The following is a 15282-nucleotide window of genomic DNA, read 5'->3' as shown; positions in this document are numbered from 1 at the left end:
CCGTGAACACCGTCATGAACGCATAAATAACTGGTAATAAAAGTTTTAAAAAATAAGGCACTGACAAAACAATGCCACCATTAAATCAAAAACAACTTGCGCTCGTCTGCGACGAGTGCTTAATATGGAGGGTTAATACAAACCCGTCATTGCGCAAGGTTTTCCTTACTGCAACAACAACTTCAAGTTAATACCAAAATTAGTGAACGAGGTATTGAATGCCTGCGAAGTATAAGGCTTGGTGATATTACTATCGTAAAACAGGTTCAGGTTAAAGCGCTGGTTTATCACATAATCAATAGATGGGCGCATGGTGATGTTTTGCGCGCCCGATGATACCTCGGCGGCAGGTACATCGGCACGGTAGATAAGTGTTTTATTATCACGCACAGCAACGTCCAGCTTAAAGTTAATATCGTTATTAGTCTTATTGCCGGTGCCGAACAAACCCCACGGCATCCTGAAGTTTTTTGGGCGATAGCCAAATCCAAACACAAGGATATTTTCGTCCTGTTGTGCCAGTTGGCTATTCAATAAACTTAAGTTTAACGAACGAGTTTTGCGGTATTCAAAATTAGCGGTCATGCTGTTTTTGAAACGTACATCGGCACCTAATAATGGCACAAATTGTTCAAATATGGCCACCTGCGAGAACTGGTAAAAGGGCAGGAAATCATTATTAAAATCTCTTGAAGTTACGCCGGCGCTATTCTCCTGGTATTGCAATAAGGTAGTATAACTGCTCACATTGTACGATGAACGGTAGCCGTGTTTAAGGTCGAAGGAATCGAACAGATCTGCAAAGAACGGCATCTTACCTAAACCGGCATAAGATATTTGCCAGTTAGGGATCGGGATTTTAGGGAACTGGCTTGTACTTGATGAGCCGGCATCTTTACCAGAATATGCGGCCAGGAATGCCGGGACCAGAACATTTTGCGCGTTAGGCCCATAACCATCTGCAAAGCCACCCGCAGCACCCCCCGAATTTGGATTAGTACGGCCCAGCCTTTGCGAAACTATGGAGCGGTTGTCCAGGAATTTCTGATAGGTAGCCGAAGTGCTATTTACACCACCCGACTTAGAAAAAGCAGTAGCCAGCGACATATACGAGATGCTATAGGTACCTGATGTTACCGGGCTTAAATTTTCAATGCTATTGGTTTCGGCCAGGAACTTAAAGTTGGTTTGATAATTACGGTCCTGCGTTTTAAAGGCTATCAACTCGATACGCAGATCAGATATGGGCTCTATAATACTGCGCAGGCGTATATCCTCGTTAAACGATTTTATATACAGTTGGTTCTGTAATGTATCTTTTGTTATCCACCCATTAGCTACGGCCTTATCGCGCAGGTCGGCCTGGCTGCCTAATAAGAAACCGATGCCTGGCGCATTATAATTTACATCCTGCCCAAAGAAATTAGACTGCGGCAAATATCCCGGCAGGAAAGTTCCCTCGGTACGCGTATAGGTACCGCTGATGTTTTTGATCCCGGTTAAAATTCCTAAAAAGAATTTAGCCGCTCCTGTTTTCTCATCTTTACCTTTACGCAGAGCACTAAACTTATTATAAAAGTTTGTAAAATTAAGTGTTGGGTTCAGCTGTATAGTACGCGCGTTTTGTATACTGTTACCTACATCGTAAGTAGGGTCATTTATAGCAAATTCCGGTTGCGATTGCCAGTTAAAGTTGGTGCTGTAACGTACGGTTAAGGCTGTCCAATCCAGACCCGGGATCTTATTTATTGGCGCTGTATAGTTAAAGTTAATGGTGTGGTTGTAATTTGTGGTACGGCCCAGTTTCCAAAGGTTTTCCCAAAGTGTATCGCGTTTTAAGCCATTGATACGCCCGGCAGGTTCATCCACTACCGATAGGTTAGTGGCATCAATATCCATTGTTAAAGATTTTGATAAGTTCCAGCCTATGCCATAAACCCGGGTAATATTAAAGCTTTTGTTAAACGCTGTCGGGATAGGTATAAAGTTATTAGGGTCGTTATTACGCAGGGTATTTTCTGAATAATAACGGTCAAAGTTGATACTAAAGTTTAACCTTGATGGTAGTATACTAAAATTGAAATCGCGCGCCAGTGCAAGCAGGTTGCTCTTTATTACTTTTTCAAAAGGCGCGTAATATTTGGGTTCTTTATTATAATTATAAGTCAGCGCTACGCGATAGGTTTTCGCGAAATCATTCTCCACTATAAAATCGTGATGCTGATACTCGGTATAGGCATAGGTGGCGGCAAAGTTCTCAATATCCCAAACATGTACCGGCGCCGATGTATTCATCCGCTCTTTATGCACATTGGTGAAGTTGATGCTTTTGCGTGTAGTAAAATCTTGCGTTACTCTTTTTATTGAATCGCGCGCCTGGCTTGTTGGTGCAGCCGCAAGCGATTTTTTCAGCTCCACATCAGGCGAACCAGGATCATATTGTGGTGTGCTTATCTGCGTTGATATATTTACGTAAGCCGGGATCCGGATCCCGCTTTTCTCCGGGAAAAACTTACCTAACTCTATACTTGCCGATGCATCAATAGACTGGTTATCGCTCCGGTTACGGTCGCTCACCCTTGAATCCAGCGTACCAAAGCCAATAGTACTTTTACTTCCCGCTACGGTGATGTTAGCAAAATCGGCTAATGCGGCATCCACCCTTGCGGTAGCGGCCCAACCACCACGCTGGTCAAAATCAGTAAGGCGCAACTCATCAAACCAAACCGTTCCGGTTTTATTCAAACCATCGTCACCGCCAGGCGAGCTGCCCCTATAAGGGTTACGTACCCCCAGCATTATAGTGCGCAGGCGGCTCAGGTCAGGCTGGCCTTTAATAGTTACCTTATTGAGCCCATCGGTATAAACAAAGGGAATTGTGAACGGCCATGGTAGCCCGTTTAATTTGGCATTGTTACGGGCAAGTTTGGCATCAATCAATATAGAAAGCTGCAGGTCGAGCTCGTTATTTGCCGGCCATATAGCACCCGGGTCGCGGGTGCCGGACTGGGTAACAGCCAAAGGCACTTCGTACTCGTAATAGTTGTCCTGGTAATCAACACCCAAACGCACAAAACCACTCAGGTCTTTATCCTTTAGCTGCTCTCCCTCAGCGTGAATAAACATCTGGATCCGTTTGTACGATCGCAGGTCATTAAAGAAAGTACGGAACGCTGCCCTTGAATACCCGTCGCGCAGGTTAGCTACGTTTAACGACAGCGATTGCTCGTTTAGCTTGGTATCTGTTTGCAGGTTATTGTAGTTACGCTGGCGGTTAATACCCGGCGGCACCACGTAAGGTATCGGCGAGCGGTTACCGTTCTCTTCAATATTTACAGCCTGCACATCAAGGGTAGAACCATCTACAACCGGGTTGGTGATAGCCGGATCGGCAATAACGTTTAGTGGGTTATCCTCGTTATTAAAGGTACGCCATTCGCTTCTTGCCAATTGCAGGGTAGCAAAACGTAAAATAGAGGTATCGGCAAAGTTTGTCATAAACATCCGCATAAAGCGGATGGCCTTAAAATCTTGTATGTTACCAACCTTGCTCTGGTAATCTGTTATAGGCACCCTAAACTGGTACCAGGTAACTGCCTGCGTTGTACCGTTTGGTAGTTTTACATTTGAGGTTATTTTATCGTTGATATAGTTTTGGCCGATAACCATATCCTGCGGCCTAATCGATACCCTGTACTGAAAGTACTCGTCCGTTTGGCTCATGTTGTTATCACGGTTAATGTCCTCCCCATCCGGCAGTGATGTTGATGCCGATGTTTGGATGCCCAGTTCTGCCTGCGATTGCTCGGCGGTTTTAGAGTTGCCCTCGGTACCGTTGTATTTGCTGTAGCGGTCTAAGATCCCGGCGTTTGCCTGATCAAGCGCAGCGCCCTGGTAGTACTGATAATCATCAGACGAGGGGTCACTTGAAAACGCGGCGGCTGCCTGCGGATTTAACTGCCCCTGTACCTGCTGTACAACAGGAGCAAATTTTGCTTTCTCGTCACCATCATTCAATCCATCTAAACCAATATCCTGCAGTTTACGCGAAGCCGGATCATTATCAAAAGCATTAATAACCGGTTGCAGTTTTGATACCCTGCCCCAATTAGTTTCGTCTACCTTATCAGCACCCGCTGCATCAACCGGCAAGCCATTTTCCAGACTCTTACGGCCATCCTTCAAAATATCTTCAGATACACTACCCAGGTTAAAATACAGGTCGCCCCCTGCCGAGTTTGGTTTGTAGATAAACGGATCCATCATCCAAAACTCAATGTATCCCACGTTTAACGCTTCAAAATCATTGGTTTCTAACTTGCGGAAAATACCACCCCACTTGTTTCTTGGGCTTTGCAGCGTACCATCATTATTAATGCCGGTGGTAGTATAGTTATATGGCCCGCGCACGTTTGGATAAAACACCATGTTTAGGGTAGCCAAACTTAAAGGCTGCCCCGTGGTTGATTGCTTGTAAGGGAATACTTCCTGCTCGATAACCTGCCTTACATAATGGTTGGAAAGCTCGGTACGCGATACCGACGCGGTGCCCGAATTAGTGTAAAATATAGGGTCGATGTTATAAAACGCCAGGCGGGCACGGTTAAATCCATAACTCAGGTCGTCAAACCTATCATATTCGGGGAACATTTGCGGCGTGCCCGATATTTGCCAGTTAATCGCACTTTTTATATCGATAACCGAGCGACTGTTCTCAAAATCGTCCAGGTAAGAAGTACCGTTTTTAGAGCCTGCGAAGTTCAGGGCACCAGGACTACCCGGCCTTAACTGGGCAAACTCACCGCTAAAATTTATGGTTGATGGCGCTTTTGTGTTAATGAACGGGATCTTATCAACCAACCGGGTTAAAAACCGCGATGACGAGCTATAATTGGCATCAAAGCCCCAAATAGTGTTGGAGATAGATTCCTCGCCCACAATTTCGTTTTGAGTAATTGGCTGCTCGGTTAGGTGCATTATGGTGGCGCCCAATGCCAGTTTATCGCTTAAGTGATAATCTAACCTCGACCCAAACAACGATTTTTGCTGTACCCCAAAAAGTTCGTTGTTCTCTAATTTAACATTAATAGTTTGGCCCGATGCTAATAAAGCCTGGTTAAGCACACGGATCCGGCCGGCACTATAATCTATGGTATAATCCGCCCCTTCCTGTAATTTTACTGAACCTGCGGTAACTACTACAGAGCCCTGCGGGATATTCACCGCATTCAGCTGATATTCAGATCCGCTTTGCGAGGTGTAGGTTCCCTTTATTAAATACCGGTTTAGTTTAGGGAAAAATTGCTGCGCAATGGTTTTTGTAGAATCGTACAAAGGCTGGTATACATACCTGCTTACCAGGTCGGGCTCGCTTACTGTGAACTGTTTAGCCAGATCGCTGCCAAAGGGTTCCAGCACCGGGAACATAATGCGCCCCTGTTGGGAATCAATAGTAACACCCTCTAAAAAGTCGAAATAACCATCGGGGCGTTTATCATTTTGCTGATCGAGGTTATCTACACCTGTAATTTGCATCCAGCGTTTACTTTTGGTGTTTTGCCCCTCGTCCATTATGGTTTTCTCGATGCCCGATTTATCATCCAAACGGGAAATATTCAACTTAAAGTTGGAAGAGCTGATCTGGTATGCACCTAACGAATAGATGTTTTTCATCATCAGGTCCCAGGTTGGCAGGTTGGTTTTAAGCAGCTCGTTCTTTAATAGTTTTGTGAACAATACAGTTGGTGTGTTAGGGTCTACCGCCCTATCGCTCGAAAACTCACCCACCTGGTACTGCACGCCATTTACTGAATATTGATAAGCAACAGCCAAAACCTCATCGTTATTTAAAGGATAATTAAGCGATATATAACCTAACTGCGGATGTAAGGTGAACTCCTTATCAGTTAGCTTGCGGGCGTAGGTTAGCTTGGCGTAGTTATCTGTAGCGCCGGTTGCCCTAAAATAGTTGGCAACATCGTTTGAGTTGGTATTACGCGCCGTAGACGGTAGATTATTTAATAGTGAGTTGGATTGTTGTGTAAACCCTGGTCCTTTAAAACCTGCCGGTAACCCACTAAAGCCCGGGCCTCCCTGTACTAATGAAGTATTAAAAGGCCTGTTCTCGCCCAGATCTATAAACGCTAATATATCGCGCGAATCGGTTGTTACATTGGTACGGTTTGTTGTCCAAACCTCAATTTTTGTAATGTTTACATTAGAGCTGATGATAGGGATATTTTTCAGCGCGTTGTTATAATTATTACGGAAGTATTGCGATAAAAAGAAGTGTTTGTTACTTTCATAATCGGCAGCGGTTATATTTATGTTTTGCTGCTGCGCCCCATTGGTAATAGTTATGTTTTTTGCCTGCGAACGCTGTTGCGAAAAAATACTAGTTACATCCAGCTTGCCAAACTTTAACTTGGTTTTTACCCCAAACAATGCCTGGCTCCCCGATATCAGCGTAGTATTTAAAGGCATACTAACTGTACCCGCCTCTATTTTTTGGATAATTTCATCCGGGTGGCCGGTATAGTCCAGTTTTATCTGGTTCTCAAACTGGAACTGCGCTTCGGTATTGTAATTGGTGGTGATCTTTAATTTATCGCCAATTTCACCGGTAACATTCAATTGGATCCGCTGATCAAAGTTAAAGTTGAACTGGTTACGCTGGCGGGTATTAAACAGCGGGTTTTCGTTCTTATTTATTTGCCCGGCCAATATCACCTCTGCCGAACCCTGCGGGCGGATGTTGATATTAGAACTGCCAAAGATCTGTTCAAAAGTTTTACTCCTGATCTTCATCTGCGGGATAAAGCCCGGCTGCTGCGATTCGTAGGCGTAGTTATCCGCCAGTTGTGTAAAGTACTCGCGTTTTACACCTCTTTGCTGCAACAGCAGGTATTCCCCAAACGTTAGGTATTGGGGCGCGCGGTAAAGCAGGTTACCCACCCGTTCGTATAAAATATATTTGTTGGTGGCCGCGTCATATTCAATAGTGCGTACCAGCCCCGGAGGGTCGGTAAAAAATATGCCCGAGCGCTGCCTTTTGGAGTTCGCTTCCTTAAGATTGATAGGCCCAAGTTTTATGCTTGTATCTACCTGTGCAGCAGCAGGTGTGTTAGTTTGTGGCAATTGTTGTGCAGGCTGGCGCGGAGGAGTTTGTTGCCCCGGAATTTGTTGTTGCTGCTGTTGTGTTTGTTGTTGATTTGGAAACGTTTGCCCCTGTTGCCCAGACTGTTGTGGTGTAGATTGTGGTTGTACAGGTTTTTGAATGGGGGTTTGTTGTGCAAATAGCTTTCCTACCCCGCTAAAAGCAGATACAAAGAGTATAGCTACAAAAAGCTTAGTAGTAAAAATTCTAATCAAGTGTTAAATTATTGCAGAGTAATTATAAGCTTTTTAGAGCAGATTTAATAAGTTGTTCAACAGTTAAAACTCCACTATTTTTGCTTATTTCCTGGTCCAAAACTTTTTCTGCAACGTTACGAACAAATCCAAGCATTACAAGGGCAGAAAGAGCTTCATCTTTTGCCGTTTTTAACCCTGGCATAACAGTTAATGTGTCTGGTCCCTCTTTTCGTAGCTTGTCTTGCAGCTCTAAAATCACCCGCTGGGCCGATTTTGGGCCGATGCCTTTTATACGCTGTATTGCCGCCACATTACCCTGCACGATGGCTGCCTGGATCTCGGCAGGTGTTATTGATGATAACATCATGCGGCCCGTATTTGGCCCAATACCCGATATGGATATCAGGTGCATAAACAGTCTGCGTTCGCCTTCGGTGGCAAAACCGTACAAAGTATGGGCATCTTCTTTCACATGCAGCCATACAAATAGTTTGCAACGTTCCCCCTCAGGGATCTGCGAGTAAGTATTTAATGAGATATTGATATGATAACCAACACCGCCGGCATCAATCACAACATGGGCCGCACCTTTAAAAGCTAACTTGCCATCAATATAATCGTACATACTTATTTATTTAGCTTTACGATTTTTTGATGGTTTGGCATTGGCTTCGGCACATTTTACCTGGGCATCAATTACGGCTATGGTAACCATGTTCACGATTTCGCGAACGGAGCTTCCTAACTGTAATACGTGCACCGGTTTTTTCATACCCAGCAAAATAGGGCCAACGGCTTCGGCACCGCCAATTTCCTGCAGTAGTTTGTAAGCTATGTTACCTGATGCCAAGCCCGGGAAAATTAGGGTATTAGCCGGTTTGCCGTTTAACACCGAAAACTCGAAATTATCGGCTAATAGCTCGGAGTTTAATGCAAAGTTGGCCTGCATTTCACCGTCTACAACTATATTAGGGTATTTTTCATGAAGTATGCGTACTGTTTCCCTTGTTTTTTCAGGAATGTCGCCTTCGTTTGAACCAAAGTTAGAGTAAGACAACACAGCTATCCGCGGCTTAATGTTGAACTGTGCAACCGAGCGTTCCATCAGCACGGTAATATCCACCAGCTCTTGCGCGGTAGGGTTTATGTTTACGGTAGTATCACCGAAGAAAACAGGGCCCTTTTCAGTTATCATCAGGTACATACCCGCAACACGGTTTACGCCTTCTTCGGTACCAATAATTTGCAGGGCAGGTTTAATAGTAGTTGCATAGTCTTTAGTTAAGCCGGATATTAAGGCATCGGCTTCGCCAAAATGAACCATGCATGCACCGTAATAGTTACGGTCTATCATCATTTTCTGCGCCTCGAACAAGGTAACACCTTTGCGCTGGCGTTTCTGGAACAGAAACTGTGCAAACTCTAACGAGCGTTCGGTTTCTTTTTTAGGATCAATGATCTTTATATCTTCCAGGTCAAGCTCATTCTCGCGAATGATCTCTTTGATCCTATCGGCGTTACCTAAAAGTATCGGGATGGCAATACCTTCGTCTTTAACAATTTGGGCAGCACGTAATATTTTATAAGTATCGGCCTCGGCAAATACCACACGTTTAGGGTCTTGCTTGGCTTTGTTGGTAACATCGCGCAGTATTTTATTGTTGTTACCCAGTCGCGATAGCAGTTCTTCGTGGTAAGCATCCCAATCGGTAATAGCTTTACGCGCCACACCAGAATCAATAGCCGCCTTTGCAACTGCCGAAGATACTTCGGTGATCAGTCGCTGGTCCATTGGTTTGGGGATGATGTAATCGCGGCCAAACTTCAGGTTGGTAATACCATACGCTAAGTTCACAGCCTCGGGTACCGGCTTTTTAGCCATTTCGGCTATGGCCTTTACCGCCGCTATCTTCATTTCTTCGTTAATGGCGGTTGCCCTTACATCCAGCGCACCACGGAATATATAAGGGAAACCCAATACGTTATTCACCTGATTAGGAAAATCTGACCTACCTGTCGCCATAATAATATCCTTACGGGCGGCAGTTGCCAGGTCGTAATTAATTTCGGGCTCGGGGTTGGCCATGGCAAAAACGATAGGGTTTTTAGCCATAGTAACCAACATTGCAGGAGTAACCACATTCCCTGCAGATAAACCAACAAACACATCAGCGTTTTTCATGGCATCGGCAAGGGTAGTAATATCCTTACGGTTTGTGGCGAATTGCAGGCGCATTTCGTCCAAATCGGTACGCTCCGGGGTCAATAAACCGTTAATGTCAAACATTACCAGGTTCTCTTTTTTAACACCCAGCGACAGGTACATTTTTGTACAGGAAACAGCAGCCGCACCGGCGCCATTCACTACCATTTTAATTTTATCGAGTTTTTTACCCTGGATCTCGCAGGCATTCATTAATGCCGCGCCAGATATAATGGCCGTACCATGCTGGTCATCGTGCATTACCGGGATCTTCATTTCGGCCTTTAGCCTGGTCTCTATCTCGAAACAGGTTGGTGCCGATATATCTTCCAGGTTGATACCTCCAAAAGTTGGCTCAAGCGCTTTAACTATGTTTACAAATTCATCAACCGTTTTGGCGTTTATTTCCAGGTCAAATACATCAATATCAGCATAGATCTTAAACAGAAGGCCTTTACCCTCCATAACCGGCTTACTTGCTTCGGGGCCAATGTTGCCCAGGCCAAGCACCGCGGTACCGTTGCTTATAACAGCCACCAGGTTACCCTTCGCGGTATATTTATATACATCCTCAACATTATCAGCAATGCGCAGGCATGGCTCTGCAACGCCCGGCGAGTATGCTAAAGTAAGGTCGCGCTGGGAATTGGTAGGTTTTGTTGGTACTACCTGTATTTTACCAGGGCGCCCTTTTGAGTGATAATTTAAGGCTTCCTGTTTACGATTGGGTTTATTCATGGTCTCAAAAATTCAAGCGTCCAAAATTACAATTAGTTTTCCTGAACTATCTAATAAAAAAAGCCCGGTTTCGAAATACATCAAAACCGGGCTTTTCAAATTTCTTTTATCCTCTGCCTATATTTACGGTTAACCCCGGCAATAAAGGGAGGGTTGTATTTGTGCCCAATGCTTTGTTCCATTGCAGCAGATCGGCTATATTAACTTTATACCTGGCAGCAATAGCGGCCAAAGTTTCTCCTTTTTGGGTGATATGAATGGCCGGCGCAACCGCACCGCTTCCCGCCACGGCACCCTGCTGAGCATTTGCCTGTACCGGCGGCGCTATAGCAACATACTGGATAGGTTTAGGATTGCGTATTGGCGCGTTTAAGTCGGTTATGGCATCACGTAAAATAGATTGCCTTTCTTCGTTCACCAGTGGTATAACAATTTTACGCGGAACAGCCGCCGTACCGTTAACCACTTGCTGCCTGTATGATGGGTTTAAAACACAAATATCTCTAAGCGTCATACCCAGGGCCTGCGATATGCGGCTAAGCGGTACAAATTTATTTACCATTACCGTATCTGTAGCAATAGCCAGGTCGCCCGTTTGCGGGGTTATGTAGTGGTTTTTGTGATATTTCATCACATAGTTGATAGCGATGAATGCCGGCACATATCCGCGTGTTTCGGCAGGCAGCAGTTCACGTATCGACCAATAATCGTGCGTGCCGGTTTTTTCCAGCGCATGCTCTACATTGCTTTTACCGCAATTGTATGATGCAATGGCCAGCAGCCAATCGCCAAATTGCTGGTAGGCATCTTTTAAATATGCAGCGGCGGCATTACTTGCCCGTACAGGGTCGCGGCGGTCATCAACATAATCTGTCATGCTTAAGCCGTAAATTTTCGCTGTTTCTGACATGAATTGCCACGGACCAGCAGCGCCTACCCTTGAAATGGCATTTGGGTTAAGTGCCGATTCCACTATCGAAAGGTATTTTATTTCTTCGGGGATACCGGCTTCCTGGAAAGCCTTCTCATAAATAGGGAAGTAATATCTTGATAAGCCCAGCATGCGGCCCATCTCGTCTTTACGGCGGGTGTAGTTATCAATATAGGCCTGTACGTATCCGTTATAATCTAAAGGCACTTCCTTTTGAATACTATCCAGCCGGCGTTTAAAAATATTGTTCTGGTAAATAGATACCGGGGCCACAACCGGTAAAAGCACGTTGGTATCTTGTTGAACCACCTCTGCCGAAGGCATCGCTAATTCGGCTTTAATATCTGCTTTAGCTATTTGTAACGACAACGCACAAATAATAAAACTGCACAGTTTCTTCATATCTTAGGGTTAACTCTCAAAAAGCTTTGACAATTATTTACTAATATATTAAATTTTATAGTTGCAGGAAATATTCAGAGAAATTTAATAATTCTTGCTCGGCAAAGCTTTTGGCTAATAATTGTAATCCTAACGGCAATCCCTTGCTATTATTGCCTGCCGGAAGCGAGATGGCGGGCATCCCAGCCAACGATGCCTGCACGGTAAAAATATCATGCAAATAGGTTACTACCGGGTCTTTTTCCTTTACACCTAACGGGAATGCAGGCTCTGGAGCGGTTGGTGTCAATATAAAATCAAAATCGGCTAAAATTTCGTTGGTTTTATTTTGAATAAGCCTGCGTACTTTTTGGGCTTTGGCGTAATAGGCATCGTAATAACCGGCGCTTAGTACAAATGTACCCAGCATAATACGGCGTTTTACTTCCTTCCCAAAACCTTCTGAGCGCGACAGTTTATAGGTAGATTCCAGATCGGTAGCGTTGGGGCTGCGGTAACCATAGTGAACACCGTCGTAACGGGCAAGGTTTGACGATGCCTCGGCCATTGCCAGTATGTAATAAGTTGGCACCAGGTATTCTAAATACTCAAATGATATGGGCTTTACCGTGTGGCCATCGGCACGCAGCTTTTCTATATAACTGGTAAGCGTAGCCTTAACATCGGCATCAACACCGGGGCTTGATAAAGCCTCCTGCAGATAAGCGATGTTTTTTTTGCCGGTATCTTTCTTAAAATCCCGGTGCTGCGGAACAGGTTTTTGCGATAGTGTGCTATCATACTCATCTGTACCGGCTAAAATTTCGAGTAAAAGGGAAGCATCAGAAACTGATTTTGTTAAAGGGCCTACCTGATCAAACGACGAGGCGTAGGATATAACCCCATGGCGCGAGATACGGCCATACGTTGGTTTTAAGCCAATAACCCCACAAAATGCAGCGGGTTGCCTTACCGAGCCTCCGGTATCTGTACCGATAGCTGCATGGCACATGCCTGCCTGCACCGCAACTGCCGAACCACCCGATGAACCACCCGATACCCGGGTTTCGTCGGCATGGTTTTTTACCGGGCCAAAAAAAGAATTTTCGTTAGCGGCACCCATGGCAAATTCATCGCAATTGCAACGGCCAATTATAATGGCATCTTCGGCCAGTAAGCGTTCAACTACTGTTGATGAATATATAGAAGTAAAATTTTCTAAAATTTTGGATGAAGCAGAAACCTTATGCCCTTTGTAGCATATATTATCTTTAATGGCTATAACCATACCGGCAAGTTTACCGGCGGTGCCATTGCTTATACGAGCATCGATATCTTTTGCAGAGGCCAGCGCCTCATCTTCAAAAACCTCGTTAAAAACGTTTAGATGTGCGTTTGCTTTTATCTGCTGAAGGTAACCCTTTACCAGGCCTTCAGCTGTGATCTCCCCACTTGTCAACCCGCTCTTAATTTCTATATAAGAGGAATAGTTTTTAGCCATGGGCCTAAAATAAAAAACTTATCCGTTGAAGCATAAATATTTCAACAGATAAGTTTATACGTTTAAACAGTTATCTTTAACTGTACCAATAAAAGGCAGAAAATTAAACCTTAGTTTTATCTTCTGTAGATGTAGTATTTGCAGTATTGGTTTCGCCGTTTTGTGCGTCTTTAAATTCTTTAACGCCCCTGCCCAAACCTTTCATTAGTTCAGGGATTTTTTTACCGCCGAACATAATTAATATTGCAACGATGATCAGAATAATTTCTGGTGCGCCTAATCCACCCATGATTTTTAAGTTTTATGTTATGTTAAATATTTTTGTTGTTGTTATTTATATTGTTCTTCTGTTGTTTTTTTAACCGGCTCTTCGGCTTTGGTTAAATTGATACCGCCGCTTGTATTAGTATCTGCTACCGGGTGTTTTAATTCTTCGGGCTGATGCTCAAAAGTAACATCCTCGGCAGTAACTTCGGCAGGTACAACTTCCGGCTCTTCAATAGCATCTGTAGCAACAGGATGCCCTTCAAATGCAGGTACGGTACCTGCTACAGGCTCATAAGTATGCTCAAGTGCTGGTTTAGCCTCGGCTTCAACCTCTTTTTCGGCTTTCTTATCTTCGTAATTATTTATCTGATTGTTTATCTCGCGCTTAACATCTTCAGATGCATCTTTAAAATCGCGGATACCTTTTCCCAACCCACGCGCAAGCTCCGGCAGCTTATTTCCGCCAAAAAGCATTAACGCCGCAAACAGTATCAGCACCATTTCGCCGCTACCTATATTCAAAAATAAAAAGACTGAACTTAACATCTGCATTAAATTAAGGTTACAAATATAAACATTTACAACATATAAGGCTTAAAATCAATTTGGTGCCAACCATAATCTTGGATCAACAAATGTTGTGCCTTTTGATAAGGTAAAAATTGTAGTAGCATCGCCGGTTGATGGATCGAGCGCTACCGTACCAATAGTTTGCTTGGTAGCCACTTTTTGCCCAACTGCCACATTTACCGACTTCAGATTTTGATAAGCCGTAAAATACTCGCCATGCGAAATAATAACCAGATAGGCTCCGGCAATATCCTGTACCCGGCTTACTGTGCCATCAAATACCGATCGTACCGGCGCGCCTGTACTGGTACGTATTTCATACCCGGCATTATCATTACGGATACCATCAGCATCATTGTAAGTTCCAAAACCGTGTACCAGCTGGCCCGTTGCTACCGGCCACGGCAAACGCCCCTTGTTACCTAAAAAGCTGTTAGATAATTTAGCCGCTTCGGGGGTTGAGTTTAAGATCTCGCTATTAGTAGAGCTTTTGGTTATCGCTTTTTTAGTTGGGGCAACCACCTCGCGGTTCTCTGCCTTTGCCTTGGCTGCTGCTATCCTTGCCGCTTCCCTGGCTTCTGCTTCGGCCTTGCGCCTTGCTTCTTCTATCTCGCGTTTAATTGTATTTACAATTTCTTTATTATTACGTGCTATCCTTTTTTGAACATCACGCTGTTGTTGTTTTAACTCTCCCTGGTGTTTAGACAGGTCGACTATTACTTTTACCTGGTTGTTTTTAGCCTTGCCTAACTCTTCTTTTTCCTTCTCCTGGCTTTGCAACAGGTCATTCTTTTGTTTCTTATCCTTATCCAGCTCAACTATCTTAACATGCAGGTCTTTTTGTGTGCCCTGTATGTACCCGGCCTGCCGCTCGCGATAAGTACCAAACTGCTGTAAATACTTTAAACGCCTGTATGCCTGGTTAAAGTCTTTAGCTGCAAAAATAAACATCAGCTTATTATAGGCGCTTTGGTTACGATATGCAAAAAGCACCATGCCGGCATATTCCTTTTTAAGCTGATCTAACTGGTTTTGTAAACTATGTACGGTATTATTGCTCTCAGAGATTTGATTATTTAAATTTCTTACCTCGGAGTTAATGTTGGTTATCTTTTCTTCGCGCAGGTTTATTTGCGCCTTTAGTATGTTAAGCTGCTTTAACGATACTTTCTTATTGCTCGCTGTTTCCTGGTACTCGCGGTTTAGCTGTTCCAGTTCTTCTGTTAATTTATCGCGCCTGCGTTTAAGCTCGGCACTGCTTTGTGCAAAAACACCCGAAGCTGCAAATACAAAAAAAAGAAATAGTGCTGCTCTAAAAAATTTCATCCATCAAAAATA

8 protein-coding genes are annotated in these 15282 nt (G+C 44.2%); all 8 read right to left on the bottom strand.

Translation table 11 applies throughout. The annotated features are described in order from the left end of the window. Positions 1 to 165: 165 nt before the first annotated feature. Complete coding sequence (gene sov, locus NPE20_RS21425) at positions 166 to 7137, bottom strand: T9SS outer membrane translocon Sov/SprA (RefSeq protein ID WP_494337229.1); 6972 nt, start codon at positions 7135 to 7137, stop codon at positions 166 to 168. A gap of 256 nt (positions 7138 to 7393) precedes the next feature. Further along, positions 7394 to 7978, bottom strand: coding sequence for a Holliday junction branch migration protein RuvA (ruvA, locus tag NPE20_RS21420; RefSeq protein WP_256540750.1), 585 nt, complete (start codon positions 7976 to 7978; stop codon positions 7394 to 7396). Between the two features lie 6 nt (positions 7979 to 7984). After that, positions 7985 to 10294 (bottom strand): NADP-dependent malic enzyme, encoded by a 2310-nt coding sequence (locus NPE20_RS21415; RefSeq protein ID WP_256540749.1) that lies wholly within the window; start codon positions 10292 to 10294, stop codon positions 7985 to 7987. 106 nt (positions 10295 to 10400) lie between these two features. Next, the gene (locus NPE20_RS21410; RefSeq protein ID WP_256540748.1) at positions 10401 to 11627 is read right to left on the bottom strand and encodes a lytic transglycosylase domain-containing protein; all 1227 of its coding nucleotides are present in this window, start codon (positions 11625 to 11627) and stop codon (positions 10401 to 10403) included. A 55-nt stretch (positions 11628 to 11682) separates the two neighbouring features. Further along, a complete protein-coding gene (gatA, locus tag NPE20_RS21405) occupies positions 11683 to 13107 on the bottom strand; it encodes an Asp-tRNA(Asn)/Glu-tRNA(Gln) amidotransferase subunit GatA (RefSeq protein ID WP_256540747.1) in 1425 nt (474 codons plus the stop codon). 103 nt (positions 13108 to 13210) lie between these two features. Then, positions 13211 to 13396: a Sec-independent protein translocase subunit TatA/TatB gene (locus NPE20_RS21400; protein WP_256540746.1), complete on the bottom strand. Its 186-nt coding sequence runs from the start codon at positions 13394 to 13396 to the stop codon at positions 13211 to 13213. Positions 13397 to 13437: 41 nt separating this feature from the next. After that, positions 13438 to 13920: a Sec-independent protein translocase subunit TatA/TatB gene (locus NPE20_RS21395; RefSeq protein WP_256540745.1), complete on the bottom strand. Its 483-nt coding sequence runs from the start codon at positions 13918 to 13920 to the stop codon at positions 13438 to 13440. A 54-nt stretch (positions 13921 to 13974) separates the two neighbouring features. Beyond that, the gene (locus NPE20_RS21390; protein WP_256540744.1) at positions 13975 to 15270 is read right to left on the bottom strand and encodes a murein hydrolase activator EnvC family protein; all 1296 of its coding nucleotides are present in this window, start codon (positions 15268 to 15270) and stop codon (positions 13975 to 13977) included. Positions 15271 to 15282: the final 12 nt, after the last annotated feature.

The organism is Mucilaginibacter aquariorum (assembly GCF_024498135.1).
Lineage (GTDB): Bacteria > Bacteroidota > Bacteroidia > Sphingobacteriales > Sphingobacteriaceae > Mucilaginibacter > Mucilaginibacter aquariorum.
The sequence above is the reverse complement of the archived record's forward strand: the minus strand, read 5'-3'. Positions and strand labels throughout refer to the sequence as shown.

Excerpts from the sequence above, each read along its gene's own strand:
- NPE20_RS21395 (WP_256540745.1), bottom strand. The coding sequence starts at position 13,920 with ATGTTAAGTTCAGTCTTTTTATTTTTGAATATAGGTAGCGGCGAAATG.
- NPE20_RS21415 (WP_256540749.1), bottom strand. The coding sequence starts at position 10,294 with ATGAATAAACCCAATCGTAAACAGGAAGCCTTAAATTATCACTCAAAA.
- NPE20_RS21390 (WP_256540744.1), bottom strand. The coding sequence starts at position 15,270 with ATGAAATTTTTTAGAGCAGCACTATTTCTTTTTTTTGTATTTGCAGCT.
- gatA (WP_256540747.1), bottom strand. The coding sequence starts at position 13,107 with ATGGCTAAAAACTATTCCTCTTATATAGAAATTAAGAGCGGGTTGACA.
- NPE20_RS21410 (WP_256540748.1), bottom strand. The coding sequence starts at position 11,627 with ATGAAGAAACTGTGCAGTTTTATTATTTGTGCGTTGTCGTTACAAATA.
- NPE20_RS21400 (WP_256540746.1), bottom strand. The coding sequence starts at position 13,396 with ATGGGTGGATTAGGCGCACCAGAAATTATTCTGATCATCGTTGCAATA.
- ruvA (WP_256540750.1), bottom strand. The coding sequence starts at position 7,978 with ATGTACGATTATATTGATGGCAAGTTAGCTTTTAAAGGTGCGGCCCAT.